Origin of the sequence: uncultured Chloroflexus sp. (genome assembly GCF_938091255.1) — a bacterium.
GTDB lineage: Bacteria > Chloroflexota > Chloroflexia > Chloroflexales > Chloroflexaceae > Chloroflexus.
In genome coordinates, this window is sequence record NZ_CALLJH010000032.1 from 22,540 (window position 1) to 44,609 (window position 22,070).

Consider the following 22,070-nt stretch of genomic DNA (forward strand, 5'->3'; position numbering starts at 1 on the left):
GAGGCGGATGAGTATTGCTGCCGCTACTCGTAGCAGGCGCTAGCGCCGAGGGGGTGTAGCAATGACCTTACCCTCTGTGGTAAGGTCTTCTACCGCTCACTCAGCGCCAGTTCGCGCCGCTTCTTCTCACGGCGGCGGTCATCGGCGCTGAGCAGCTTCTTGCGAATGCGCCAACCTTTGGGTGTCACCTCAACCAGCTCGTCGTCGCCGATATACTCAATCGCGTCATCGAGTGAGAGTTGACGCGGTGCATCGAGCCGTATCGTCTCGGCGCCACGGTTATTGCGCATATTGGTGAGATGCTTTTCTTTGCAGACGTTCACTTCAAGATCGTTGTCGCGAATGTGCTGGCCGACGACCATCCCTTCGTAGACCTCTTGGCCGGGGGTGATGAAGAAGACACCGCGGTCTTGCAGCGCATGGATAGCATACGTGGTGGCGACGCCACCTTCGGCTGCGATCAGGCTGCCGTTGGTCCGCACTTCCATCTCACCGGCGTATGGCTCGTAGCCGAAAAAGATGCTGTTCATAATACCGGTGCCGCGAGTGGCGGTGAGGAAGAGCTGGCGAAAACCGAGCAGGCCGCGCGTCGGTACGAGATAGACATAATGTACCGAGCCATCTTCGCTGATGCGCATATCGCGCATCTGGCCCTGCCGCTTGCCCAACAACTCAACCACCACCCCCTGATACTCGCTCGCTACCTCGATCTCGACCAGCTCCATCGGTTCGAGCCGGGTACCATCTGGCGCTTCGCGGAAGATCACTTCCGGGCGCGAGACCTGAAACTCGTACCCTTCGCGGCGCATCGTCTCAATCAAAATACCCAGATGCAACTCGCCGCGTCCGGCCACAATGAACACGTCGGGGCTGTCGGTCTCTTCCACCCGCAACGCCACGTCGCGCTCCATCTCTTGGAACAGGCGCTCACGCAGTTTGCGTGAGGTAACATACGTTCCCTCGCGCCCGGCGAAGGGGCTGGTGTTGACGCCGAAGGTCATGCGGACGGTCGGCTCTTCGACTTTAATCGGCGGCAATGCTTCGGGGGCCAGCGCATCGGCGATTGTGTCACCGATGGCAGCGTCGCTAATACCGGCAATTGCGATAATATCACCAGCTTGCGCCTGCTCAACCTCTTGCCGCTCAAGTCCGTTGTACACAAAAATCTGGCTGACTTTGGCCGGCGTGATCGCGCCGTCGCGTGCAATCCGCACCAACGGTTGCCCTTTGCGGATCGTGCCGCGCACCAACCGTCCGGTGAGAATCTTGCCTTTGTACTCGTCGTAGGCGCTGGTGGTGACGAGGAACTGCACCGGCCCCTCGACATCGACTGTGGGTGGCGGAATGCGTTCGAGAATACACTCGAAGAGCGGTTCGAGCGAGTCGTGCAGCTTGAGCGGCGAACGCCCGGCGTGGCCGAGCAGCGCGTTGGTGAAGATGGTCGCGAATTCGGCTTGCTCATCGCTTGCGCCTAAATCAACAAACAGGTCAAATGTGGCATTGACGACGTGGTTCGGACGGGCCTGTGGCCGGTCGATCTTGTTGACCACGACAATCGCCTGATGGCCGGCTTGCAACGCTTTGCGCAAGACAAACTTGGTCTGAGGCATTGGGCCATCGACGGCGTCAACCAGTAGCAATACGCCGTCAACCATATTCATTACCCGCTCTACCTCGCCGCCAAAGTCGGCGTGGCCGGGAGTATCGACGATATTAATTTTGACGCCGCGATAGGTGACGGCGGTATTCTTGGCGAGAATGGTAATCCCTCGCTCGCGTTCGAGCGCATTGCTATCGAGCACGCGCTCTTCTACCTGCTGGTTCTGGCGGAAAATACGGCTCTGCTTGAGCATTGCGTCAACCAGCGTGGTCTTACCATGATCGACGTGAGCGATAATGGCGATGTTCCGTAGATCGGTGCGCTGAATCATACTACCTATTCCGTGACGGTTGGCCGCTGCGCGGCGCGAAAAACGCTCAGGCTGAACCTGAGCGCAACAATGCTGTAAACATTATACCACGCGAGGCGGTAGAACGTAGGCGCGCGTGAGAGAATAGCGAATAACGTATGAATGGCGGGCGACGTATATTTGTAGAACCGCACGACCGTGCGGCTCTACGGTCTTTTTTTCCGCCACCCCATCATCGACAACGGCGTCAAAATGGTGGATTTGGTCATTTTGCCCGCTTACGCCATGACGTTATATAATACCGCTAGACAACGTTCTTGCAGCCCCAGAGGAGACACAACTGTGACTACCGGCCGCCGTCGCGCCATTCTGTTCGCGACCTGTATTGTCGATCAGCTCTACCCCACCGTCGGTTTGGCTGCGGCCGAGCTGTTGGAACAACAGGGCATAGACGTTGACGTACCGTCCGATCTGCTATGTTGTGGGCAAATGGCGTTCAATGCCGGCTTTCGCGATGACGCTTACGCCGTCGCCGGGCGCACGCTGGAGGTGTTGCGCGGCAAGGGCGACGTGGTGATGCCATCGGGATCGTGCGCAGCGATGATCCGCCATCTCTACCACGAATTGTTTGCGCACACGCCCTTTGCCGGCATGGCCGCCGAGTTGGCCCATCGCACGTATGAGCTGAGCGAATATCTGGTCGATGGGTTAGGCGTGACCGACGTTGGTGCGCGGTTCAACGGTCGCATCACCTACCACGATGCATGCCACGGCTTACGCTTCCTTGGTGTTGGTAAGCAGGCGCGTGCATTGCTGAGCCGGGTACAGGGGGCGGAAGTCGTGCCGTTGCCGGGATGTGATCAGTGTTGCGGCTTCGGTGGCTTGTTTGCAATCAAACAGCATACCATCTCGACCGCGATGCTTGACCGCAAGATCGAGGCGATTGCCTCAACTGAAGCCGATCTGGTGGTGACCGGCGATGTGTCGTGTATGACCCAAATCGCCGGTGGGTTGTCGCGCCGCAATATACCAACCCGCGCCCGCCATTTGGCCGAAGTATTGGCCAATATGGTGGACGCGCGGTAAATCTGGTTTCCGGGGGAACGCCATGGGGGTCTAATCGCGTGGTCGTGGGTCCTTACATCGGTATATCGCCTGATACCAATCAATACATTATGGATTGTTCTATCACCTAGAAAACACCTCTATGCCACAAACCATCGCCTTTTACGACCGTGTTGACCACGCCCTGCACGATTCGTCGTTGCAGACGGCATTGCACCGTGCGACCAGCCGTTTCATCGGTAATCGCGCCAGTGCAATCAGCGCCCTCGGCGATGCCGACCGGTTGCGTGATCAGGCCCGTGCGATTCGTGCCCACGCGCTGGCCCATCTTGATGAGTTGCTGCCGCAATTGGCCGCCAATGTCGAAGCGCGCGGCGGCCACGTCTGTTGGGCCAGCGACGGCGAAGAGGCGCGTCAGTATATCATCGAACTGGCCCACGCGCGCGGGGTGCGTAGCATTGTCAAATCGAAGTCGATGGCCTCGGAAGAGATCCATCTTAACGAGGCGCTCGAAGCAGCCGGTTTTGAGGTGATCGAGACCGACCTCGGCGAATACATTATCCAGCTCGCCGGCGAAACGCCGTCGCACATTATTGCTCCCGCCATCCACAAAACCCGCGAGCAGGTGAGCGAACTGTTCCAGCAGCATCTCGGCATGCCGCCAACGACCGAGGTGCCGCTGATGATCCGCACTGCCCGGCAGGCGCTACGCCAGCGCTTTTTGCAGGCTGACATGGGGATCAGCGGAGTCAATTTTGGGGTGGCCGATAGTGGTGCGATCGTGATTGTCGAGAACGAGGGCAATGCGCGTCTCTCGACTACAGTGCCGCGCATCCACGTGGCGATTATGGGGATCGAGCGGATCGTGGCCCGCCTCGCCGATCTCGGCGTGATGCTGCAAGTGCTGGCCCGTTCGGCCACCGGTCAGAAGCTGAGCGTCTATACTAGCCTGATCAGCGGCCCGGCCCGCCCCGGTGAAGAAGATGGCCCTGAAGAGTTCCACCTTGTCTTGCTCGACAATGGCCGGTCGCAGATATTGGGCGGTCAGTACGCCGAATCGCTGCTCTGCATTCGTTGTGGCGCCTGCCTCAACGCTTGTCCGGTCTATCAGGCGATCGGCGGCCATGCCTATGGCAGTGTCTATTCCGGCCCGATCGGTGCGATCCTCACTCCGCTGCTGCAACCTGATCTGCCGGACGCCCACCTCTTGCCACAGGCTAGCTCGCTCTGCGGTGCCTGCCAAGAGGTCTGCCCAGTGCGGATCGCTATTCCCGATATGCTGCTGCGCCACCGCGCCGATGCGGTGAAGGCCGGCAAGGTCAATCCGGTTGAGAAGGTGGCCATTGCTGGCTATACCCTGACGATGACCCACCCGGCGATTTACAACGCCGGCGGCAAAGCCGGTCGGTTCTTCAGTCGCATCCTCGCTCGCAAGGGCCACTTCCGCCGTCTGCCGCCACCGCTGCACTTATGGACGAAACAGCGCGATTTTCCGGCCCTGCCGCCCAAGTCGTTCCGCGAACTGTGGGCCGAGCGGAAAAACCAACGCCGATCATCATCGTAAGGGCAGGTTCCATACCTGCCCCGCATTACTATGCATATCACTATCCATGCCGAACGACCAGACACCGCCGATGCGCTGGCATTGATCGCAGAACTGGAAGCCGAACTGGCTCCGCTCTACCCGCCGGAAAGCCAGCACGGCTACAGCGTCGAGAAACTCATCGCGCAAGGAGTCGCCTTTTTCGTCGTGCGGGTGAACGGTGAGGCCGCCGGTTGCGGTGGCATCCAGCTTTACCCTGACTATGGCGAACTGAAGCGAATGTACGTGCGGCCAGCGTTTCGCGGGATGGGGCTAGCCCGACGCCTGATCGATCACCTTGCCGCGTATGCAGTGGCACACGAATGTCGGCTGCTCAGGCTCGAAACGGGCACATTGCAGCATGCTGCCATCCGCTGCTACGAAAAAGCCGGTTTCTCCCAGATCGGCCCGTTTGGCGAGTATCTCAATGATCCGTTGTCGCTGTTCTACGAACGGCGCTTGTAGCAAGGGGCGCAAAGGATGATAAACGCAAAGGTTATGTTGATTTTTCTCATGAGCATGCTCGTGACGCATATCTCTGCGCACTTTGCGACGTTTTGATAGGAGATGTTATGAGCCGTGAACAGATTCTCGCTCATCTCCGCACCAGCCTCACTGCCAACCGGCCATGGTTGCAGGCAGAGGCCGAGCGGATGCCGCACGAACCGCCGCCGTTTGCCTTGCCGGCGCAAGATGATCTGGTTGGTCAATTCGTCGCCGAGCTGGTGAAGCTGGAAGGTAAGGCTTACCGAGTGGTAAGCGCCGATGAGGCGCTGGCGATCATCGACCGCCTGATCGAAGAGACACAAGCAACAAGCGTGATCGGTTGGGATCTCGACCAGATTGGCTTGCCCGGCTTGCCGGAACTGCTGGCCGCTCGTGGTATCACGCCGGCAAAAGCCGATGTACGTGGCGAAGGGCGCAAGGCTCGCCTGCAAGCGCTGGAACCAATTCCGCTCTGTTTATCAGGGGTCGAGCTTGCAATTGCCGAGAGTGGGACGCTGCTCTTGCGCCATGGCCCCGGCAAGCCACGCCTTGCCTCGCTGCTCGCGCCGTGCCACATCGCAATTGTCTTCCACTCCCAACTGGTGCGCGGTCTTGGCGAAGCGTTGGCGCTGCTGACCCAACGCTACGGCGACAATATCTTCGGCCCGACCAGTAATCTCACGTTTATCACCGGCCCGTCACGCACCGCCGATATCGAGATGACCCTCTCGCTCGGAATTCACGGCCCGCCACAGCTTCACGTGATTGTGGTTGAGGGATAGTGGTAAGGCGCAAAGGTGTTTCACGCAAAGGCGCGCGGACGCCAAGGGGTAAACGTGGTCCACGTATACTGTGGCTATTCTATCCTTCGCGTCGTTGCGGCTTCGCGTTTTATCCTTCACGTCATATGAATCCTAAACCTCGTATGTTCATTACTCGCCGGCTACCCGACCCGGCGATGGCAATCTTGCACGAGCACGGTACCGTGACCGTGTGGGATCAAATCGAAACCCCCATCCCACGTGAGGCATTGCTGCGTGGCATCGCTGATGTCGAGGGATTGCTTTGCCTGATCACCGACCGCATCGACGCTGAGGTGATCGCCGCAGCGCCGCGTTTGCGCGCCGTGTCGATCATGGCGGTTGGCTACGACAACATTGATCGGGCGGCGCTGGCGGCGCGCGGGATTACGCTCACCAATACGCCCGATGTGCTGACTGAAACGACCGCCGATCTGGCATGGGCGTTGCTACTGGCCGCTGCCCGCCGTGTGGTTGAAGGGCATACGTTGATTGAACGCGGTGCGTGGGGGCCGTGGCACCCAATGCAGATGGTGGGGCAAGATATCTATGGCCGAGTTTTGGGGGTGGTTGGTGCAGGTCGAATTGGGCAAGCTGTGTTGCGTCGAGGGCGTGGGTTTGGGATGCGACTGCTCTACCACAATCGTCGGCCTAACCCTGCAATCGCGACCGAATTGGGGGCTGAATATCGCTCGCTCAACGATCTGCTCGCCGAGAGTGATGCAGTGGTGGTGACCGCCCCGCTCACCGCCGAGACCCGCGGGATGTTCGGTGCAACCCAGTTTGCGCTGATGAAACCGACTAGCATCTTCGTCAACGTCGCGCGCGGGCCACTTGTGCGCGAAGCCGATCTGGTGGCCGCGCTGCGTGCTGGCCGACCATGGGCTGCCGGTCTTGATGTCTTCGAGCACGAGCCGATCGGGCCGGATCACCCGCTGCTCACCTTACCGAACGTCGTGCTGACCCCGCATATCGGCAGCGCTAGCGTCGCGACCCGTGTGCGTATGGCTACTCTCGCCGCCGAGAATCTGGTAGCAGTCTTGTACGGACGGCCGACGCCGAATGTGGTTGCGTAGAAAGGGTATATTGCTGTGTTTAACCGCCACAACGTTGCTCGTTCCTCGCGACCTTGCTCGTGGTTATCATCAGTTGCGTTGCTAGCACGCTGCTGTTGACGCAACCCTTCCCAACGGCATTGGTAATGGGCGAGTAGGCCGACCGCTTTACACGTTACGACGTTCGGTGCTAGTGCGCGGATGGAATGTTGAGCGCGATGGTTTAAGCCACCATCGCGCTTCGCTGTTGTTGCGTTATCGAGATGCATCACTTGGATGGCGATTCATGCCCACCGTGCATGCTCGCTTATGCCGATTTCCCTTTGATCGCCGGCTTCTTGCTCTGTTGCTGGTAGCACTCAGGACAGAGGGGCTTATGCATCGTAGAGGGGTGATCTTTCCCACAACGATGACAATACTTCTCTTGGTAGGTGGGGTTTTCATACTTCTTCCAGACCCGATAGCAATCTCCGCAATATGGCGCTGCCGGGTTACGCACAATCTCTTTCTTGCATCGAATGCAGAAACCTTTCTCATCCCCATTACTGAGTGGCGAATCGGGTGGCACGACTTCGATAGACACGCGGATTTCTTCGCTAATGCGGATTAACCGGCGTGCTTCTGCATAGATCGCTTCGTACAGGTCAGGGTCATCCGACTTGGTAATGTAGATGCCCATCTCGTGATTATTGACTTGGGAAAATTCGTACAAATTCATCGAGGTGATAATGGCTTCGCGTTCATTGAGATAGCATTTCGCGTGCAAGTTCTCGCAGAAACTCGTGCGGACAAACTTGAGCGACCGGAGCCAGTTGATCTGATCGGGTTGCAGCTCGTTTTTGCCATAAATCACGCGAATGTCGATCTTCATGCGGTCTTTATCTTCAAGCGATTGGCGCAGCCGGTCATTGATTTTGAGGTACGGGCTGATGAGAATGAGGGTGTCTTGCGCTTGGTTGATGAGCTGCTGCAGATGATACGAGACGCCGGTTGTGTCGAGAAACTTTGCCATGGTGGTTTTACCTTTATTGGAACGTGATTGGAACGTAGGTGGCAACCGTCTCGGTGGCAAGCAAGGTTAAATAGTATGTTCGTTTATACCACAATCCCTACCAAATGGCAATGCAGGGAAGAAGCGTTGGATACCAACCGACCGAGTCATTTGCCGGTCGGTCTTCCACCACCGCTTACGGATCAACCGGCGTGATCGTCGTCCTGTTCGATCCCACTGTTCAAAGATACGCGGTACGGTGTATCCTTCTCGGTCTGCTTTCCGTCTATAGGGTCAGGAAGGAGGTGATGCCCTGTGACACGTTCCATACCTGTCGCTCCCCGATCAAAGGGTTTAGGACGATGAGGAACTTAGGCTCTCTCAAGCGAGCAGGTTGTGGTTGCTAAGCCTATACATCACGAGAGGAGTATCGTTATGGATATGCGAATCCGGGAATTGATCGCAATAGGTGCATCGATCACAGCGCATTGTCAGCCATGTTTGCAGTATCATCTCGCGAAAGCCGTAGAAAGTGGTGCCGACCGGTCAGAAATTATGGCTGCAATTGAGGTAGGGAAAATGGTACGAAGAGGTGCTGCCGCCAAGATGGATGCGTTCGCTGCGAGTCTGGCCCAAGCTGCTCAACTTGGGAGCGTTGCTGATCTCCATCAAGACTGTGGATGCGGTTCGCCAACTGTTACTGCTACGACCGGTGTTGCGAACGCGGATTGCGGATGCAATACATAGGGTAGTGTACAATGCATCCTCTACACATCACTGCTCACGGCATACCGATGCATTTGAGCAGCCGCTGTTTTGTAACATGGCTCGTCCAATCGGTACATATCTGCACAGTGGTAAGGGGAATCGATCATGCAATCGTATCCGTTGTTTCGGAAGGAGAATATTCCTGCCTACCTCACGGTGCTCATCGCATGGGGTATCATTTCATGCTGTAATGCAGTCCTCTTGAAGACGATGAATGCTTCCCTATCGTTCCTGCTTTCATTGTTCTGGTCGGCGCTGGCAGTCATGAGCGGAATGGCTATCATGTTTATTGCCAGTATTCTCAACCTGCGCAAGCTGACAGCAGGTTTTAGAAGATTGGCTGAAGGGCAGACAGACCCGCAGATACCGCCGGTGTGGTGTCCGGTATTGACAGCGGCCACTAGAGCGGCGGTCGAGCTAGTGCAACGAAGAAGTGGGGCGACCGGTGGTATAACCGATCGCTAATGCGACAACGTGCGCATAACAACGGCAGCAGCGGCCAAGAGGCGCCGCTGCTGCTGATGAAGGGTGAGGCGCGTGGAGAATGAGAGACATAACATGACGACAACATCTGAACGACAGCAGGGATTGGCTCTTCTTGACCGTATTCAGCCCCTCTTGCTGCTGAGTGCGATCGCGATTGGGCTTGTGCTCGCGAGCGTGAGTCCGACATTTGCTGCTGGGCTGACGCCGTTGGTGACGATTGGTGTGTTCCTCGTGATCTATTTTATTATGCTAGGTGTAAACACAGGCGGGATCATGCACGCCTTTACCCGCTGGAAGCCAACCGGGTTGGCAATCGGCATCAACTTTCTGGTCACGCCATTCATTGCATGGATGCTCGGTTTTCTGTTCTTGCAGAACGATCCCGATATCTGGGTTGGCTTGATTCTGTACCTTGTGACCCCTTGTATTGGTTGGTATCTGGTCTTTACCGAGTTGGCAAAAGGTGATGTCGAACTGGGGATTAGCCTGCTGTTTTGGAACGTTGTCTTACAAATCGTGTTGTTGCCCGTCTACATGGCCCTCTTGGCTGGCACGGTCGTGCAGATCGAGATCACCGAGATGGTGCGTAGTGTGATAGTCTTCCTTGTCTTACCGCTGGCGCTCGCCGCTGCAACCCGCTGGGTTCTCGGACGATATGCCATTTCGGTTGATGATGCGGCAAAGAAGATTAGACTACCGTACCTCAAGGCGATTACCCTGATGGTCGTCATCGCAGCGATGTTTGCCTCACAGGGAGCAGTGTTGTTTGAGAATCCTGCGGTCGTGTTGAAGATGATGCTCCCCGGCGTTGCCTTCTTTGTCATCGCGTTGGTGATGGCCATCGCTGCCGCTCGGCTCTTTCGGCTCAGCTACCGCGAATTTGCGCTCCTCGTTTTTACCACGACCGCGCGCAATTCAGAAGTCTCGCTTGCTATTGCAGTGAGTGCGTTTGCTAGTCCACTAGTAGCGTTGACCGTGGTCATCGGGCCGAGCATCGAACTACCGGTGCTGATTCTGTTTTTGCGTATTGTGCTGTTGATACAGCAGAAGGGCTGGTTTTCGCCTGCTGCACCCGCAGTATCACCTTTCGCTGAGTCAAAGCGGTAAGCGTTGGCTGCTACGGAGTTGCACGATGAGTCACCACGAAAGCGCGTTTCAGGAACTCTACGCCGCGTTTCAGCCCAAAATCTATCGCTATCTGACCGGTTTAGTTGGTGAGCACGAGGCCGAAGACCTCGCTCAAGAGGTGTTTGTCAAAGTCTATCAGGCGTTGCCGACGTTCAGGGGTGAGGCGCGCGTTTCGACGTGGATCTATCGCATCGCCACCAATGCTGCGCTTGACAGGCTGCGCAGCCCTTCGTTTCGCCGTATGTTACCGAATAGAACAGCAGATGGCTCGGTCGTATTCTACGAACGAGAACGCGCTGAGCAAGAAGGATGGATCGGCGAGAAACCGCTTTCGCTTGAGACGGCGCTGATTCGCAAGGAAATGAATGCATGTATTCGCAATGTTATCGCTAGCCTGCCACCGAACTATCAAACGGTGATTGTGTTGAGTGAATTGCAAGAGTTCACCAATAACGAGATTGCCGACATTCTGGGCTTACGTCTTGGTGCGGTCAAAATCAGATTGCACCGTGCTCGGGCGGCGCTCCGCAAAGCGCTCGAAACCCATTGTCATTTTTATCGCGATGAACGAAACGAGCTGGCTTGTGATCGGGGTGTTAAAGGGTGATAAGGTGAGTGGTTGTTTTACGTTGAAAAGAGGGTATCATTTGTTATATGGCATCTTGGTAGAGACGTAGTATTGCTACGTCTCTACCAAATGCAAAAGTTGTCGTGGAACAAGCAATGCTGCGCAGTAGCGACCTGAATATTGCCAAAGATGTTGTTCAGGTTGCCCAATGGCTGCGAAGCGAGGAGTGACCTGATCGAGCAGGGTTGGCGATCGGCTGAGGAATAACCGGTGAGGAATGTCTTTACATCGAAAATAGCATCATCTCTACTGGTCAAAACGGTGTGCCGTGTAGCGTCTGCAAACGATGCAGGTAGAGGCCATCTGCCAATAAGAGAACCTGTGGAAGGGGACGGTATCATAGCAGCCGAGTGTTCCGCAGCACATGGAGCGACAGGTGGTTCTTCGTCTTCATGCAGTGCAGGCAGGTTGAAGTGGAGGCGGTTGGTCGGCTTTTTTATGTTAGACGCAGCCTCAACACCGCTGCTATTGCAAATGTTCAGCTTATCGTCCAACCTGTGCTTGCACCTAACGCCACTTGCCTACGCTGCACGCAGGGGAAGCACCTACCCTTGGGTAGCTTCGGCATCCGCCTTATCCTCAAAGGGGAAAAACTATGAACAAGACACGTAAGTACTTCACCATAATACTAGCACTAGCTGCGTTGACGGCGCTGGGTATTAGCCCGATTCGTGAGCAGTCTCCATTGACCGTTGCTGCCAATCAAGCGCGGCTGTTAGAAACCGATCTCCAGACCGGAGGAAGCAAAGCATATACAGTAAGTTCCTATAATGGGCTGTCCACCTTCTTCACAATTGATCTAAATACTGGCCAGATGACTGCGCTGAACACCTTTCCGGAAATCAAAGGAGTTAGTGCTTTCGTAGCGGCTATAGATTTAGAAGCAAATCGGTATTTCCAGCCCGCTTTTGATAATGATTTTGTTCAACGTATGCTAGTAATCGATACTATCTCTGGTGATCTAATAAGTTCTGCACCGTTTTCCGCCAACTTGTCTGTAATGGAATACAGAGACGGATTTCTCTATGGAGTGATGTATGATTCTGAGATGGCGGGTAATGTATTGGTGCAAGTTGATCCATCTACATTGAATATAAGCACGTTAGTGGCAATTCCAGAGGTGATGTATATATCTACCGGGAATTCTGCCATAGATGACAATTATTTTGTCTTTGAAGGTTCGGACGCAGGAGATAAGATTGTTATCATTAATCTGCAAACTCTTGAAATCTCTACTATTCCACTTTCATATCCATTAGTACATTTCGCGCTTTCCAACAATGTTTTGATAGGTGTGACTGCGTATCCTAATCGTCTGGTTAGGATTGATTTGTTGACAGGCGAGAGTGAGGTTTTGTCTGAGGTAACCGGAATCCAATCTTTATATCAGGCGGCTGCTCTATTTGATCAAACAAAAGGGTGGTATATGTTCCCAGTGGTGAATGTAGAAAATAAACAGTGCTTGTTTATCTTTGATATCGAAACGGGTGCATTAGTTTTTGCTCCAGAACTCGTGGTAGCTACTACCAATCCAATTTCTACCGCTAATGCCAATACTGCTTCATTCAGCGGCCAATTGAGATCTTTTGAAAAAGGTTGGAGCAATTATAGATCATATCTCCCGTTTATCGTTAAACAATAGACTCCAACGTGCCCACCTGCCCTTGCTAGAACGTGACAGTGGCCCTATCACTCAGTAGGCAGGCTACCTCCTATGAAGTTATCTTACAAATACTGGTAGCAGTGCGTTCACTCTGAGTGGACGCATTGACCAAACTTGCATTGGCGTGTCCCGCGTCTCTCTTACCGTCGCCAGATCGTTATCTCGTCATAGCGCACAATAATCCCCCCTTTATCAAAGCTCGTCACCGCGAGGCCAACTTCACCACGTGTGAACGTCGGATCGCGCGTTTGCTCTAGCCGCCGGTCGTTGACGAAGAGCGTGATCTCGTCGCCGCGTAGCTCGACGCGCATGCGGTTGTTCTCTGGATGAATGGCCTCGTGCTGCGTCCAATCGATCAGGGTGATCCAGCGGTCGTTCTCGAGCAGCTCAAGCGCGTAGTAGCCATCGTTCGAGACACTAAACAAGTAGAAATTGTCAGCATCTTGGTAGCGAAAGATAAGACCAGCAGCGCCATCTGGCCCGTTGCGCGGCATTGCATAACTGGCCTCAATGACGGCGTCACGGTAGGTGCCATCCACTAATGCCCACACGAGCGTCTCCGCTTCTTTGACTTCAATGACGTAGTGACCCTGTTCAAAGGCGAACCGTGCGCTGGCGTCTTCGTCTTCGCCGAGACCACTGGCCGTCGGATTGTCGAAATCGTCACGGAATACGACCTCGCCGCCGATCGCTGACTCAACGCCGCTACCTGCGGTTGTGGTGGCGGCAGTGGTAGGAGTGGGAAGACTATCCAATGTGGGGGTAGCGACGAAGGCGATCACAATGAAGATGCAGGCGCTGATAATGATCAGCGAGAGGCAGCCAATACCGCCAACCAATAACCATGCTAGCCGATTATTAGAACGATTCGCCGGCAGCTCAGGCGCTGACGGAATGTGGAAGGGTGGCGAGCTGCTTACCGGTGTGCCGTATGCTGGTGGCGGTGGCGGGGAAGGGTTAGGTGGCACGTTGGTGCTTTGCACGGGTGGGATGATGGTGGTTGGCGGCGCGGCGGTGGGCCGGTCGGGTGGGATGATGGTGGTCGGCGGCGCGGCGGCGGGTGGCGTGGAGTCTGGTACGCGCGCGCCACACTCTGGGCAGAAACGATCCTCCGGCGTTAATTTATGCCCGCACTGCGGACAAAAAGCTGGTCGTTGCGGTTCACTCATGGCTATTCCTTGTCCTATCGTGTGGCACGCATTTCTGCATCGCCGCTTTATAATTGCGAAGGGTGGCCGTGCTGCCTCGTAGGATGAAAGAACATTATCTGTACGATCACTGAGCATCTCACCCACATTGGCATACCTCTTCCCCATCGTGTGGTAACTGGTACGAGCGAGAGCAGACCAAAACAAGCAAACGTCCCAACGAGCTTACTTCAACCGGCTGCCCTATTGGTTAATAGCTCACGCAACGTAGCGATACAAACCCGGTTTTCATCATCTGTGCCAAACGAAATCCGAATCCATCCCGGCAAGCCCCATCCGCTCAGCGGCGTTACCACCACACCGCGCTGGGCTAGCGCCACAGCAATCGCCTGATCGTCGGGTACGGCCACCGCGACAAAATTCGTCTCGCCGGGAATGACGGTCAGCCCCAAGGCGCGCAGCTCCTCGCTGAGCATAGCGCGACTGCGCGCAGCATGGGCGAGCGAACGGACGAGATGTTCGTTGTCGTCGAGCGCGGCGAGACCGGCGATCTGCGCCAATGCATTGACGTTAAATACCGGGCGCGTTCGTTCGAGATAGGCGATCAGATCGGGGACACCAAAGGCGTAACCAAGGCGCAGCCCGGCCAAGCCATGAATCTTGGCGAACGTGCGTATAAGGAGCAGATTGTCGCGTCCGGCGCGGATAAGTGGCAACAGATCGGGGAAATCTGGTCGAGTAACAAACTCGATGTAGGCTTCATCAACGACGACGAGTATGTCGTGCGGTACTTGGTCGAGAAATGCGAGCAGCTCGGTTGCGCCGACAGTAGTACCGGTAGGATTGTTCGGGTTGCAGATAAAAACCAGTCGGGTGTGTGGAGTAATGGCCGCTGCCATTGCCGGGAGATCGTGCGTCATCTCGCGCAGCGGAACTTGACGGGCAATCGCGCCTTGTGCCTGTATCCGACGTGCATAGCTGATGAACGAACCCTGTGCAAGCACGGCTTCGTCGCCTTCGCCCAGTATTGCATGGCAAATCAACATAATTAATTCATCGGAGCCATTGCCCAGCATAACGTATTCTGGGCGCAGATCGGCCCGTGCTGCCAATGCGTGTTTCAGCGCTGCACCGCTCGCGTCGGGATAGCGATGAATCTCCGTCAACGCAGCTTGCACGGCAGCCACTGCGCGCGGTGATGGCCCTAACGGATTTTCATTGGCAGCCATGCGGATCGGTGGCGGCCCCTCTGGTGCAAGGCGCGCCGGTGGCGCTGGTGGGAGTGCTTGTACAAATGGCTTCATACGGATTGGCACGGCTATTTCTCCGCCTCGTTGCAACATAACTGCTAACCGCAAACGTCCTACTCTCCCACTTGCTCGATGGGTAAGAGAACCATAAATGTGCTCCCTTGCCCTTCTCGGCTCTCGATCCAAATCTGGCCGCCATGCAATTGCACAATCTCGCGGCTCAGGTACAACCCTAATCCCAACCCTTCCCCACGTCGTCCCGGGGTGCGGTAGTAGCGTTGGAAGACCCGTTCATGTTCGCTCACCGGAATACCCGGCCCCTGATCACTGACGCTGATCAAGACAGCCGGTGTGTTGTTCGTCGGGAGCAAGGCGTGGCGCAGACGCACGCTGATGACACTATCGGGTGGACTGTATTTGATCGCGTTGTTAAGCAGGTTCGTGAGTACCTGTCGGATGCGGACGGCATCACAGGAAACGATCAATTCTGGGGTTTCGGTTTCGAGCAGCAGTTCACGATTACCGGCACTGGGCCGCTGCTGGTCAATAACTTGCTGTGCGAGCATCACCACATTGACCTGCTGATACTGGAGGTCAAGTTGACCAGAGTCGAGCCGTGAGACATCGAGCAGGTTATCAACAAGGCGCAGCATGTGAGCCACTTGCTGGGTAAGAATGGTGAGGCCGTGAATGTCGCGCGGATCGCCTTCGCGCTGCTGTTCGCGGCGGAGCAAGAGATCGGCGTAGCTACGCACTGCTGCCAACGGGCTGCGCAGTTCGTGGGCGGCGACGGCCAGAAACTCATCTTTAGCCCGCTGTACTTTTTGATTGGCGGTGATGTCGCGAAACGTGATCACGGCTCCTTCTACTTCTCCGTTCTCGTTAACTGCCGGTGCGCCGGTGAAGCTGAAGTATCGTTCGCGGCCATCCGAATACTGGCGCATCAATCGATAGTCGTAGAAGGTCTCGCCACGCAGCGCGCGCGTCAATGGCAGATCATCGGGTGTAAGTGGACTGCCATCGAGGTCGCGTAGATCGTACAGGTTAGGAATAGTAGCAAGTGGCATTTCAAAGCTTAGATTGGCTTGCTCTAGCAACTCGTGCGCTGCCTGATTAGCTAACGTTAAGCGACCGTAGCGATCACACAGCAATACGCCTTCGGCGAGCGATTCGACAACCGTATGCATTCGCCGTCGCTCTCGCTGACTGTCTTCGTACAGACGAACGTTCGCGATAGCGAAGCCGACCTGATTGCAAATCGGCATGAGCATATCCTTATCGATCTTGCTTATCGCCTCAAGATCGCCAAACAGTGCCAACACGCCGGTAACCGTGCCACCTGCCAGCAGGGGTAAATAGGCGGCAGCAGTCACTCCGGCGGCAATCAATGCGGTTTCACCCCGTTCGCTCAGGAGCGGCCGGATCGCCGGTTGGCCATAGCGTACCACCTCGGCGCAAGGACTCGCATCGACCGGCACCTGATCGAAGCAGGCGAGGATCGTCGGATCAATACCGCTCCACGCACTAAGCTGCAACTGCTCCTGTGCCGGATCGAAGAGCAGCAATGCGCCACTGTTGGCTGGTGTGAGTTCAAGGACGACCGAGAGCACACTCTGCACCAGATCAGGCAGATCGGCTGCCGTGCTGATTGATGTGACGACGGCATCAAATGCCTTCAAACGTTGATGGCTGCGCCGAATCTCATCGTACAACTGCGCATTGCGAATGGCTGCCGCAATCATGCTGGCAACCATCTCAAGATCGTCTGGTTCAAGATCGACTGCCGCTGTATCGGTATTGATCAATTCCAGCACCCCGACACATTGATTTCCGGCTCGCAATGGTGCTGCCGTAATCGTCAGGCTGCGCGGTAAGAGATCGCTCAAGGCTTGAAATACACTCTGCGCTTGTGGTGAAGCCAAACCCTGTAATTCGCGGTAGCTATGCTCACCGTGCTGTTGGATCACTGTCTCGCGCTGCCACGCCAGACCGGCTACGCCTTCACCTAGCCGTAGCTTGATCTGTCGCCATTGTGCGGCAAGCTGAGCCGGCATTTCGAGTCCAGCCTGTGCTGCCAGTTGCAGCCCGCTTGGTGTCGCTAGCCAGAGGATCGCAGCGCGTAGTGCCGGCAACACCTCAATAAAGCCGGTAACAATGGCCGGGAAGAGCTGTTCTGGCTCCTGTAACGCCAACCAAGCGGTGCTCGCCTGCATCCAGCGGCGCACACGCTCGGTGGGAATAGCGCGCACGCGCGGTTGGACTATCTCGGCCAACTCCTGCTTCGGTTTGGTCATACCACCTGCTCTCCCTGTGACCATGCTACTGCCCGCCGGATGCCTTCTGCCAATGGCACTTGCGGTTGATAACCCAATAGCTCACGTGCGCGCCGAATATCGGCGACGTAGTAGCTCACTTCGCCGACCCGCTTGACCGGTTGCACGATGATCTCGGGCCGTTGACCGAGGGCAAGACCAATCAATTCTGCCGCCCGAATCAACGTATTACCCTCGCCATAGGCCAGATTGATTGTACGGTTTACCACCTCTCCACGAGATAAACGAGCAATCCCGCGCATAATGCCGTCAACACAGTCATCAATGTAGGTAAAATCGAGTACCTTGTCGCCACCAAATACCGTTACCGGTTCACCCCGACTGATCCGATGAATAAAGAGCGGGATGACGCGCTCCATCCGGGTGAGATCGTTATCATAGCGGCCATAAACGTTCGAGAAACGGAAGACAATGTAGCGCAGACCGTAGCAGCGCGCGTATGCGTAGATGAGGGCCTCGCCGGCAATTTTCGAGGCCGAGTAAGGGCTTTCGGTAAAGCTAAAATCTGCTCTCGTCTCTTCAGTGATGTAGCGGTAAATATCACCGTAGACTTCCCGCGACGAGGCAAAGATGATCGGCAGATCGTGAACGCGACAATATTCGAGCACGTTATAGGTGATATTGATATTTTCGAGTGCGCGGTATGGTTCGTTCACTAGTTCGTAGACCTTGGCGTTGGCCGCCAAATGTACGACGAGATCACACAGTGGGTAGGGCGCACCGCCAATTCCAGCTTGGAAGTCGCGCTGCGGTATGGCAAGGTCTTGCAGCAGCGTGGGGATGCGGTCTGTCCACGGATTAACCCGTCGGTCGACGCCGAAGACTTGATGCCCTTCTGCGAGCAGGCGCAGACCAAGATTGGTGCCGATCATGCCTGATGAGCCAGTGATGAGGATGCGCATAGTGCTTAGGTAACCGATGCGAGCGATTCAGATGTGCCCGTTGGCTTACGGTGCTTACCACAATAGCATAGCACTAGGTTCGCGAACGTGTCGAATTTACAACAGGAATTATTTGTGTATCCTACCACAGTCGATTGGTGAGCGATACCTTTCGCACTCGTTCCTCTTCTCTGCGCCGTTTGTTATGCGTTCCACATTGGGCGGAAGAGACAGGTTTCATTCCCACCGTAGGGGGTTGTTGGCTTTGAGCCGCACGGCGGTGCGGTTCCCGCCTATCGGGAGCATGCTATGGGGGGCCAACCGCGTGGTGGTGTGCCCTTATATCGTATATCGCCTGATACCAATCAATCACTATGGATTATTCTATCACCTAGCAAACACCTCTACGCCACAAACCATTGCCTTCTCCGACCGCGTTGACCAAGCGCTTCACGATGCCTCGTTGCAGACGGTGCTGCACCGGGCGACGATACGCTTCATCGGTAACCGGTCCGGTGCGATTGGTGCGTTGCAGGATCAAAACGGGCACATTGCAGCATGCCGCCATCTGCTGCTACGAAAAAGCCGGTTTCGCCCAGATCGGCCTGTTTGGCGAGTATCCCACTGATCCGTTGTCGCGGTTCTACGAACGGCAGTTGTAGAGAGGGGCGCAAAGGATGATAAACGCAAAGCACGCATAGGTTATGTTGATTTTTCTGCGCCCTTTGCGACTGTTTGATAGGAGATGTTATTTTAGCGTTTCTTTTTACGCACCTTCTTACTACTCTATAATATTTATTCTATTCGCGTCTGCCCATTGTTAGGTTTATGTGCAAACGTTTTTGGATTCGGTTGGCATAGCATGTCAGGTAAGGGTTGCGTTTCACTCGCGGTTTTAATGGGATAGCGCTTGTATGATGAGCCGCCGTTCTACGGTAATGCTGGCTGTCGTTATGATCGGCAGGATTGGCGGCCTTGCTTTGCTGCTAGCCAATCCTTTCTATAGCTCTGATCACTTGACCGAGACTACCCAACTATTGTCGGAGCAAGCGGCGCAGTGCCGCTATGCCCTCGGTTTGTGGTCGCTGTGCCGGTGACATTGGAGTATTATGCGTACCGTGACGGCTTTCTAGACGATCAGCTCACCTGCTGGTTCCGCACGGCGCGGAACGAACTGGCTGAGCTGTTCGATCCGGCGTTAGTCGATGTGCAACGTACTGACGCGCAACCAATCCGCCCGGGTTAGCATCTGCGCCCGCGGATCGAGCAGATTGACGCCGATACCATTCTCGTCACCGGTGAGTGGTATACAATGTGATGATGATCATGGCCTACTCTTCTCTCTGCGTCTTCGGTGTTCTTTGCAGTATAAAATTTTTGCCCAACGCACCATTTCCGGTAAGATAGAAATAACATAACAGTTGCCCATGTAGATCGAACCCTATGCCCCAACTCGACGGCATTCTTGAGCGGATTACCTTTCAGAGCGAGAGTAACGGCTATACGGTTGCGCAATTGCGTCCAGCCGGCAAACGCCATACCGTCACTATTGTCGGCAACCTGCTTGGTGTGCAGCCCGGCGAGCAGCTTATCCTCGAAGGAGAATGGCATGATCATCCGACTCACGGCCGTCAGTTTCAGGTGCAACGCTACCACTCTCGCCTGCCCGCCACCATCGACGGTATTCGGCGCTATCTCGGCAGTGGCCTGATCAAAGGGGTTGGCCCGGCCACTGCCAAACGGATTACGGAAACGTTTGGTAAATACACCCTCGACGTGCTTGACCGCGAGCCGGAGCGGTTGTGCGAGGTGCCGGGATTAGGACGCAAGAGGGCAATGCTGATTGCCGAGGCTTGGCAGGCGCAACAGCGGATTAAAGATTTGATGTTACTGTTGCAAGACCTTGCCTTGCCTACCGGTGTGGCGGTGCGTATCTACAAGCATTACGGTGATGATGCGTTACGGATCGTTCAGCACGAACCGTATCGGCTGGCTGATGAGGTTGATGGGGTAGGGTTTCGTACCGCTGACGCCATTGCTGCCGGTCTCGGCATTGCCCGCGACGACCCGCGTCGGATCGCTGCTGGGGTGCGGTTCGCGCTTGGTCAAGCGTCGGATGAAGGTCACTGCTACTTGCCGTGGCGTGCGTTAATCGAACGTGCCGCTAGCCTGCTCGCCGTAGCAGCAACGAAGGTGCAAACGGCGATCGATCTGATGCTCGTCGCCGGCCAGCTTTGGCGCGATCACGTTGTCACCGCCGCCGAGCCAGACCAACAGCCGGTCTATCTACCGCCACTGGCCTTCGCCGAGATCGGTGTGGCCAATGCGATCCGGCGCTTGCTCGCGCAGCGCTCGGCACTGGCTGCTCATTATGCCCCTAGCCGCTGGGAACTGGTCTTTGCTCATCTGGCCGAACGGCGTGGTATTAATCTCAGTCCCCAACAGCGTGATGCAGTACGAATGGCCTTGACCAGTCCGGTCATGCTGCTTACCGGTGGGCCGGGCACCGGCAAAACGACTAGTCTGCGCGCGCTGGTGCTTTTGCTGCGTGCCCGTGGCTACCGTCCCTTGCTCGCCGCGCCGACCGGACGCGCCGCCCGCCGATTAAGCGACGCCACCGGGATCGAGGCTCGCACCATCCACCGCCTGCTCGAATACAGTCCTGATGGCGCGTTCCGCCGTAATGCTGACAACCCGCTCGACTGCGACCTGCTCGTGGTCGATGAAGCCAGTATGCTCGATATTGTGCTAGCGAACCAATTGCTCAAGGCGATGCCTCCTACCGCGCATCTGGTCATCGTTGGCGATGCTGACCAACTGCCAAGCGTGGGGCCGGGTCGTGTGCTCGGTGATCTGATCGAGAGCGGCATTGTGCCACAGGTGCATCTCGATGCCATCTTTCGTCAAGCGGCTGGTAGCGGTATCGCTGCCAATGCCCGTCGCATCAACGAAGGCCTGTTGCCGGTGTGGGGCGGCCACGACGACTTCTATTTCTTTGCTGCCGAGACACCCGAACGCTGTGCCGAACTCACGGTCGAACTCGTCGTCGAACGTATCCCGCGTCGGTTTGGGTTCGATCCACGCCGCGACATACAGGTGCTTAGTCCGACCCATAAAGGTACTGCCGGCGTCGCGGCGCTCAACACGGCTTTGCAAACCGCACTGAACCCGTCGCGTCCCGGTGTCGCCGAATATCGTAGTGGCGCGACCGTCTTCCGGGTGGGTGACCGCGTTATTCAACAGCGCAACGACTATGACCGCGATGTCTATAACGGTGACACCGGCGAGATCATTGCCATTGATAGCGACGCACAGATGGTCGTGGTGCAGTTTGAAGACGGGCGTACCGTTCGCTACAGCGGTCTCGACCTCGACGATCTCGCCCTCGCTTATGCCCTCAGCGTCCACAAGAGCCAAGGTAGTGAATATCCGGTCGTGGTGATCCCGCTGTTGTTACACCACCAACCCTTGCTGCAACGTAATTTGCTCTATACCGCCGTTACCCGTGCCCGCCGGCTGGTCGTTGTTGTCGGTGATCGCCGTGCTGTCGCTGCCGCCGTCGCCGCCGCCGAGGTCGAACGGCGCTACACCGGCCTCAGCGTGCGGTTGCGCGAGCAGTGACGAAAACGCAAAGGCGCAAAGGGTTGGTAAGGTGGGGGTATGAGCGGGTTGGCGCCGTTCTGCCAATAAGCCTTGCGTGCTTGGCGGCTTGGCGTTTGATCCTTTGTGAGCTTAGCGGCTTGGTATTCTTTTCCAACGTTTGGTCATTTGAGGTATTGAGCCTGTACATTCTCCCTGAGGTTTAATATAACTCGATTAGTGCGTAAGTGACTTTAGGTATAATCTTATAAAATTATTGAACAATTTTTGATAGCTTTATTTATAGTTTTTTATTT

At 55.9% G+C, this 22,070-nt stretch carries 19 protein-coding genes; 13 read left to right on the forward strand and 6 right to left on the reverse strand.

Annotated features, from left to right (window positions below; all coding sequences use genetic code 11):
• Nucleotides 1-89: 89 nt before the first annotated feature.
• Nucleotides 90-1,931 (reverse strand): translational GTPase TypA, encoded by a 1,842-nt coding sequence (gene typA / locus Q1A00_RS11485; protein ID WP_298401419.1) that lies wholly within the window; start codon nucleotides 1,929-1,931, stop codon nucleotides 90-92.
• A 321-nt stretch (nucleotides 1,932-2,252) separates the two neighbouring features.
• Between typA and Q1A00_RS11490 the strand changes: the two genes are divergently transcribed.
• The 5 genes from Q1A00_RS11490 (at nucleotide 2,253) to Q1A00_RS11510 (ending at nucleotide 6,919) form a co-directional block, all read left to right on the forward strand.
• Complete coding sequence (locus Q1A00_RS11490) at nucleotides 2,253-2,996, forward strand: (Fe-S)-binding protein (RefSeq protein WP_298401421.1); 744 nt, start codon at nucleotides 2,253-2,255, stop codon at nucleotides 2,994-2,996.
• A 121-nt stretch (nucleotides 2,997-3,117) separates the two neighbouring features.
• Complete coding sequence (locus Q1A00_RS11495; RefSeq protein WP_298401423.1) at nucleotides 3,118-4,539, forward strand: LutB/LldF family L-lactate oxidation iron-sulfur protein; 1,422 nt, start codon at nucleotides 3,118-3,120, stop codon at nucleotides 4,537-4,539.
• Nucleotides 4,540-4,569: 30 nt separating this feature from the next.
• Complete coding sequence (locus tag Q1A00_RS11500) at nucleotides 4,570-5,022, forward strand: GNAT family N-acetyltransferase (RefSeq protein WP_298401425.1); 453 nt, start codon at nucleotides 4,570-4,572, stop codon at nucleotides 5,020-5,022.
• A 107-nt stretch (nucleotides 5,023-5,129) separates the two neighbouring features.
• The gene (locus tag Q1A00_RS11505) at nucleotides 5,130-5,825 is read left to right on the forward strand and encodes a lactate utilization protein (RefSeq protein ID WP_298401427.1); all 696 of its coding nucleotides are present in this window, start codon (nucleotides 5,130-5,132) and stop codon (nucleotides 5,823-5,825) included.
• A gap of 125 nt (nucleotides 5,826-5,950) precedes the next feature.
• Entirely contained in the window at nucleotides 5,951-6,919 is a 969-nt protein-coding gene (locus tag Q1A00_RS11510; protein ID WP_298401429.1) for a D-glycerate dehydrogenase, read from the forward strand.
• 286 nt (nucleotides 6,920-7,205) lie between these two features.
• Here Q1A00_RS11510 and Q1A00_RS11515 read toward each other — a convergent pair whose 3' ends face one another.
• Nucleotides 7,206-7,910, reverse strand: a complete 705-nt coding sequence (locus Q1A00_RS11515; RefSeq protein ID WP_298401431.1) for a phospholipase D family protein — start codon at nucleotides 7,908-7,910, stop codon at nucleotides 7,206-7,208.
• Nucleotides 7,911-8,330: 420 nt separating this feature from the next.
• Between Q1A00_RS11515 and Q1A00_RS18475 the strand changes: the two genes are divergently transcribed.
• From Q1A00_RS18475 to Q1A00_RS11535, 5 genes are all read left to right on the forward strand, one after another.
• The gene (locus tag Q1A00_RS18475) at nucleotides 8,331-8,636 is read left to right on the forward strand and encodes a carboxymuconolactone decarboxylase family protein (RefSeq protein ID WP_366144880.1); all 306 of its coding nucleotides are present in this window, start codon (nucleotides 8,331-8,333) and stop codon (nucleotides 8,634-8,636) included.
• A gap of 126 nt (nucleotides 8,637-8,762) precedes the next feature.
• Nucleotides 8,763-9,122 (forward strand): hypothetical protein, encoded by a 360-nt coding sequence (locus Q1A00_RS11520; protein WP_298401433.1) that lies wholly within the window; start codon nucleotides 8,763-8,765, stop codon nucleotides 9,120-9,122.
• Between the two features lie 93 nt (nucleotides 9,123-9,215).
• Nucleotides 9,216-10,250, forward strand: coding sequence for a bile acid:sodium symporter (locus Q1A00_RS11525; RefSeq protein ID WP_298401436.1), 1,035 nt, complete (start codon nucleotides 9,216-9,218; stop codon nucleotides 10,248-10,250).
• Nucleotides 10,251-10,275: 25 nt separating this feature from the next.
• Nucleotides 10,276-10,878: a sigma-70 family RNA polymerase sigma factor gene (locus Q1A00_RS11530; RefSeq protein ID WP_298401439.1), complete on the forward strand. Its 603-nt coding sequence runs from the start codon at nucleotides 10,276-10,278 to the stop codon at nucleotides 10,876-10,878.
• 616 nt (nucleotides 10,879-11,494) lie between these two features.
• Nucleotides 11,495-12,541: a hypothetical protein gene (locus tag Q1A00_RS11535; protein WP_299756888.1), complete on the forward strand. Its 1,047-nt coding sequence runs from the start codon at nucleotides 11,495-11,497 to the stop codon at nucleotides 12,539-12,541.
• A gap of 161 nt (nucleotides 12,542-12,702) precedes the next feature.
• Here Q1A00_RS11535 and Q1A00_RS11540 read toward each other — a convergent pair whose 3' ends face one another.
• The 4 genes from Q1A00_RS11540 to Q1A00_RS11555 form a co-directional block, all read right to left on the reverse strand.
• Nucleotides 12,703-13,731: a zinc-ribbon domain-containing protein gene (locus Q1A00_RS11540; protein ID WP_299756891.1), complete on the reverse strand. Its 1,029-nt coding sequence runs from the start codon at nucleotides 13,729-13,731 to the stop codon at nucleotides 12,703-12,705.
• Between the two features lie 209 nt (nucleotides 13,732-13,940).
• Complete coding sequence (gene hisC, locus Q1A00_RS11545; RefSeq protein ID WP_298482760.1) at nucleotides 13,941-15,014, reverse strand: histidinol-phosphate transaminase; 1,074 nt, start codon at nucleotides 15,012-15,014, stop codon at nucleotides 13,941-13,943.
• 59 nt (nucleotides 15,015-15,073) lie between these two features.
• Nucleotides 15,074-17,254 carry an ATP-binding protein gene (locus Q1A00_RS11550; RefSeq protein WP_298490391.1) on the reverse strand — a complete coding sequence of 727 codons (2,181 nt, stop codon included), beginning with the start codon at nucleotides 17,252-17,254 and terminating at the stop codon, nucleotides 15,074-15,076.
• Nucleotides 17,251-18,195, reverse strand: coding sequence for an NAD(P)-dependent oxidoreductase (locus tag Q1A00_RS11555; RefSeq protein WP_298404770.1), 945 nt, complete (start codon nucleotides 18,193-18,195; stop codon nucleotides 17,251-17,253). Before Q1A00_RS11555 ends, Q1A00_RS11550 begins: the two co-directional genes overlap by 4 nt.
• A gap of 893 nt (nucleotides 18,196-19,088) precedes the next feature.
• Between Q1A00_RS11555 and Q1A00_RS11560 the strand changes: the two genes are divergently transcribed.
• The 3 genes from Q1A00_RS11560 (at nucleotide 19,089) to Q1A00_RS11570 (ending at nucleotide 21,795) form a co-directional block, all read left to right on the forward strand.
• A complete protein-coding gene (locus Q1A00_RS11560; protein WP_298404773.1) occupies nucleotides 19,089-19,271 on the forward strand; it encodes a hypothetical protein in 183 nt (60 codons plus the stop codon).
• The gene (locus tag Q1A00_RS11565; protein ID WP_298404775.1) at nucleotides 19,262-19,420 is read left to right on the forward strand and encodes a hypothetical protein; all 159 of its coding nucleotides are present in this window, start codon (nucleotides 19,262-19,264) and stop codon (nucleotides 19,418-19,420) included. The genes Q1A00_RS11560 and Q1A00_RS11565 overlap by 10 nt, the downstream gene beginning before the upstream one ends.
• Nucleotides 19,421-19,617: 197 nt before the next feature.
• Nucleotides 19,618-21,795 (forward strand): ATP-dependent RecD-like DNA helicase, encoded by a 2,178-nt coding sequence (locus tag Q1A00_RS11570; RefSeq protein WP_298404777.1) that lies wholly within the window; start codon nucleotides 19,618-19,620, stop codon nucleotides 21,793-21,795.
• Nucleotides 21,796-22,070 lie beyond the last annotated feature (275 nt).

What these genes read in the sequence shown, in the direction of transcription:
- Q1A00_RS11555 (WP_298404770.1), bottom strand. Translation starts at nt 18,195, where the DNA reads ATGCGCATCCTCATCACTGGCTCATCAGGCATGATCGGCACCAATCTT.
- Q1A00_RS11510 (WP_298401429.1), top strand. Translation starts at nt 5,951, where the DNA reads ATGAATCCTAAACCTCGTATGTTCATTACTCGCCGGCTACCCGACCCG.
- Q1A00_RS18475 (WP_366144880.1), top strand. Translation starts at nt 8,331, where the DNA reads ATGCGAATCCGGGAATTGATCGCAATAGGTGCATCGATCACAGCGCAT.
- Q1A00_RS11560 (WP_298404773.1), top strand. Translation starts at nt 19,089, where the DNA reads ATGATGAGCCGCCGTTCTACGGTAATGCTGGCTGTCGTTATGATCGGC.
- Q1A00_RS11525 (WP_298401436.1), top strand. Translation starts at nt 9,216, where the DNA reads ATGACGACAACATCTGAACGACAGCAGGGATTGGCTCTTCTTGACCGT.
- hisC (WP_298482760.1), bottom strand. Translation starts at nt 15,014, where the DNA reads ATGAAGCCATTTGTACAAGCACTCCCACCAGCGCCACCGGCGCGCCTT.
- Q1A00_RS11530 (WP_298401439.1), top strand. Translation starts at nt 10,276, where the DNA reads ATGAGTCACCACGAAAGCGCGTTTCAGGAACTCTACGCCGCGTTTCAG.
- Q1A00_RS11535 (WP_299756888.1), top strand. Translation starts at nt 11,495, where the DNA reads ATGAACAAGACACGTAAGTACTTCACCATAATACTAGCACTAGCTGCG.
- Q1A00_RS11540 (WP_299756891.1), bottom strand. Translation starts at nt 13,731, where the DNA reads ATGAGTGAACCGCAACGACCAGCTTTTTGTCCGCAGTGCGGGCATAAA.
- typA (WP_298401419.1), bottom strand. Translation starts at nt 1,931, where the DNA reads ATGATTCAGCGCACCGATCTACGGAACATCGCCATTATCGCTCACGTC.
- Q1A00_RS11515 (WP_298401431.1), bottom strand. Translation starts at nt 7,910, where the DNA reads ATGGCAAAGTTTCTCGACACAACCGGCGTCTCGTATCATCTGCAGCAG.
- Q1A00_RS11520 (WP_298401433.1), top strand. Translation starts at nt 8,763, where the DNA reads ATGCAATCGTATCCGTTGTTTCGGAAGGAGAATATTCCTGCCTACCTC.
- Q1A00_RS11505 (WP_298401427.1), top strand. Translation starts at nt 5,130, where the DNA reads ATGAGCCGTGAACAGATTCTCGCTCATCTCCGCACCAGCCTCACTGCC.
- Q1A00_RS11570 (WP_298404777.1), top strand. Translation starts at nt 19,618, where the DNA reads ATGCCCCAACTCGACGGCATTCTTGAGCGGATTACCTTTCAGAGCGAG.
- Q1A00_RS11495 (WP_298401423.1), top strand. Translation starts at nt 3,118, where the DNA reads ATGCCACAAACCATCGCCTTTTACGACCGTGTTGACCACGCCCTGCAC.
- Q1A00_RS11500 (WP_298401425.1), top strand. Translation starts at nt 4,570, where the DNA reads ATGCATATCACTATCCATGCCGAACGACCAGACACCGCCGATGCGCTG.
- Q1A00_RS11550 (WP_298490391.1), bottom strand. Translation starts at nt 17,254, where the DNA reads ATGACCAAACCGAAGCAGGAGTTGGCCGAGATAGTCCAACCGCGCGTG.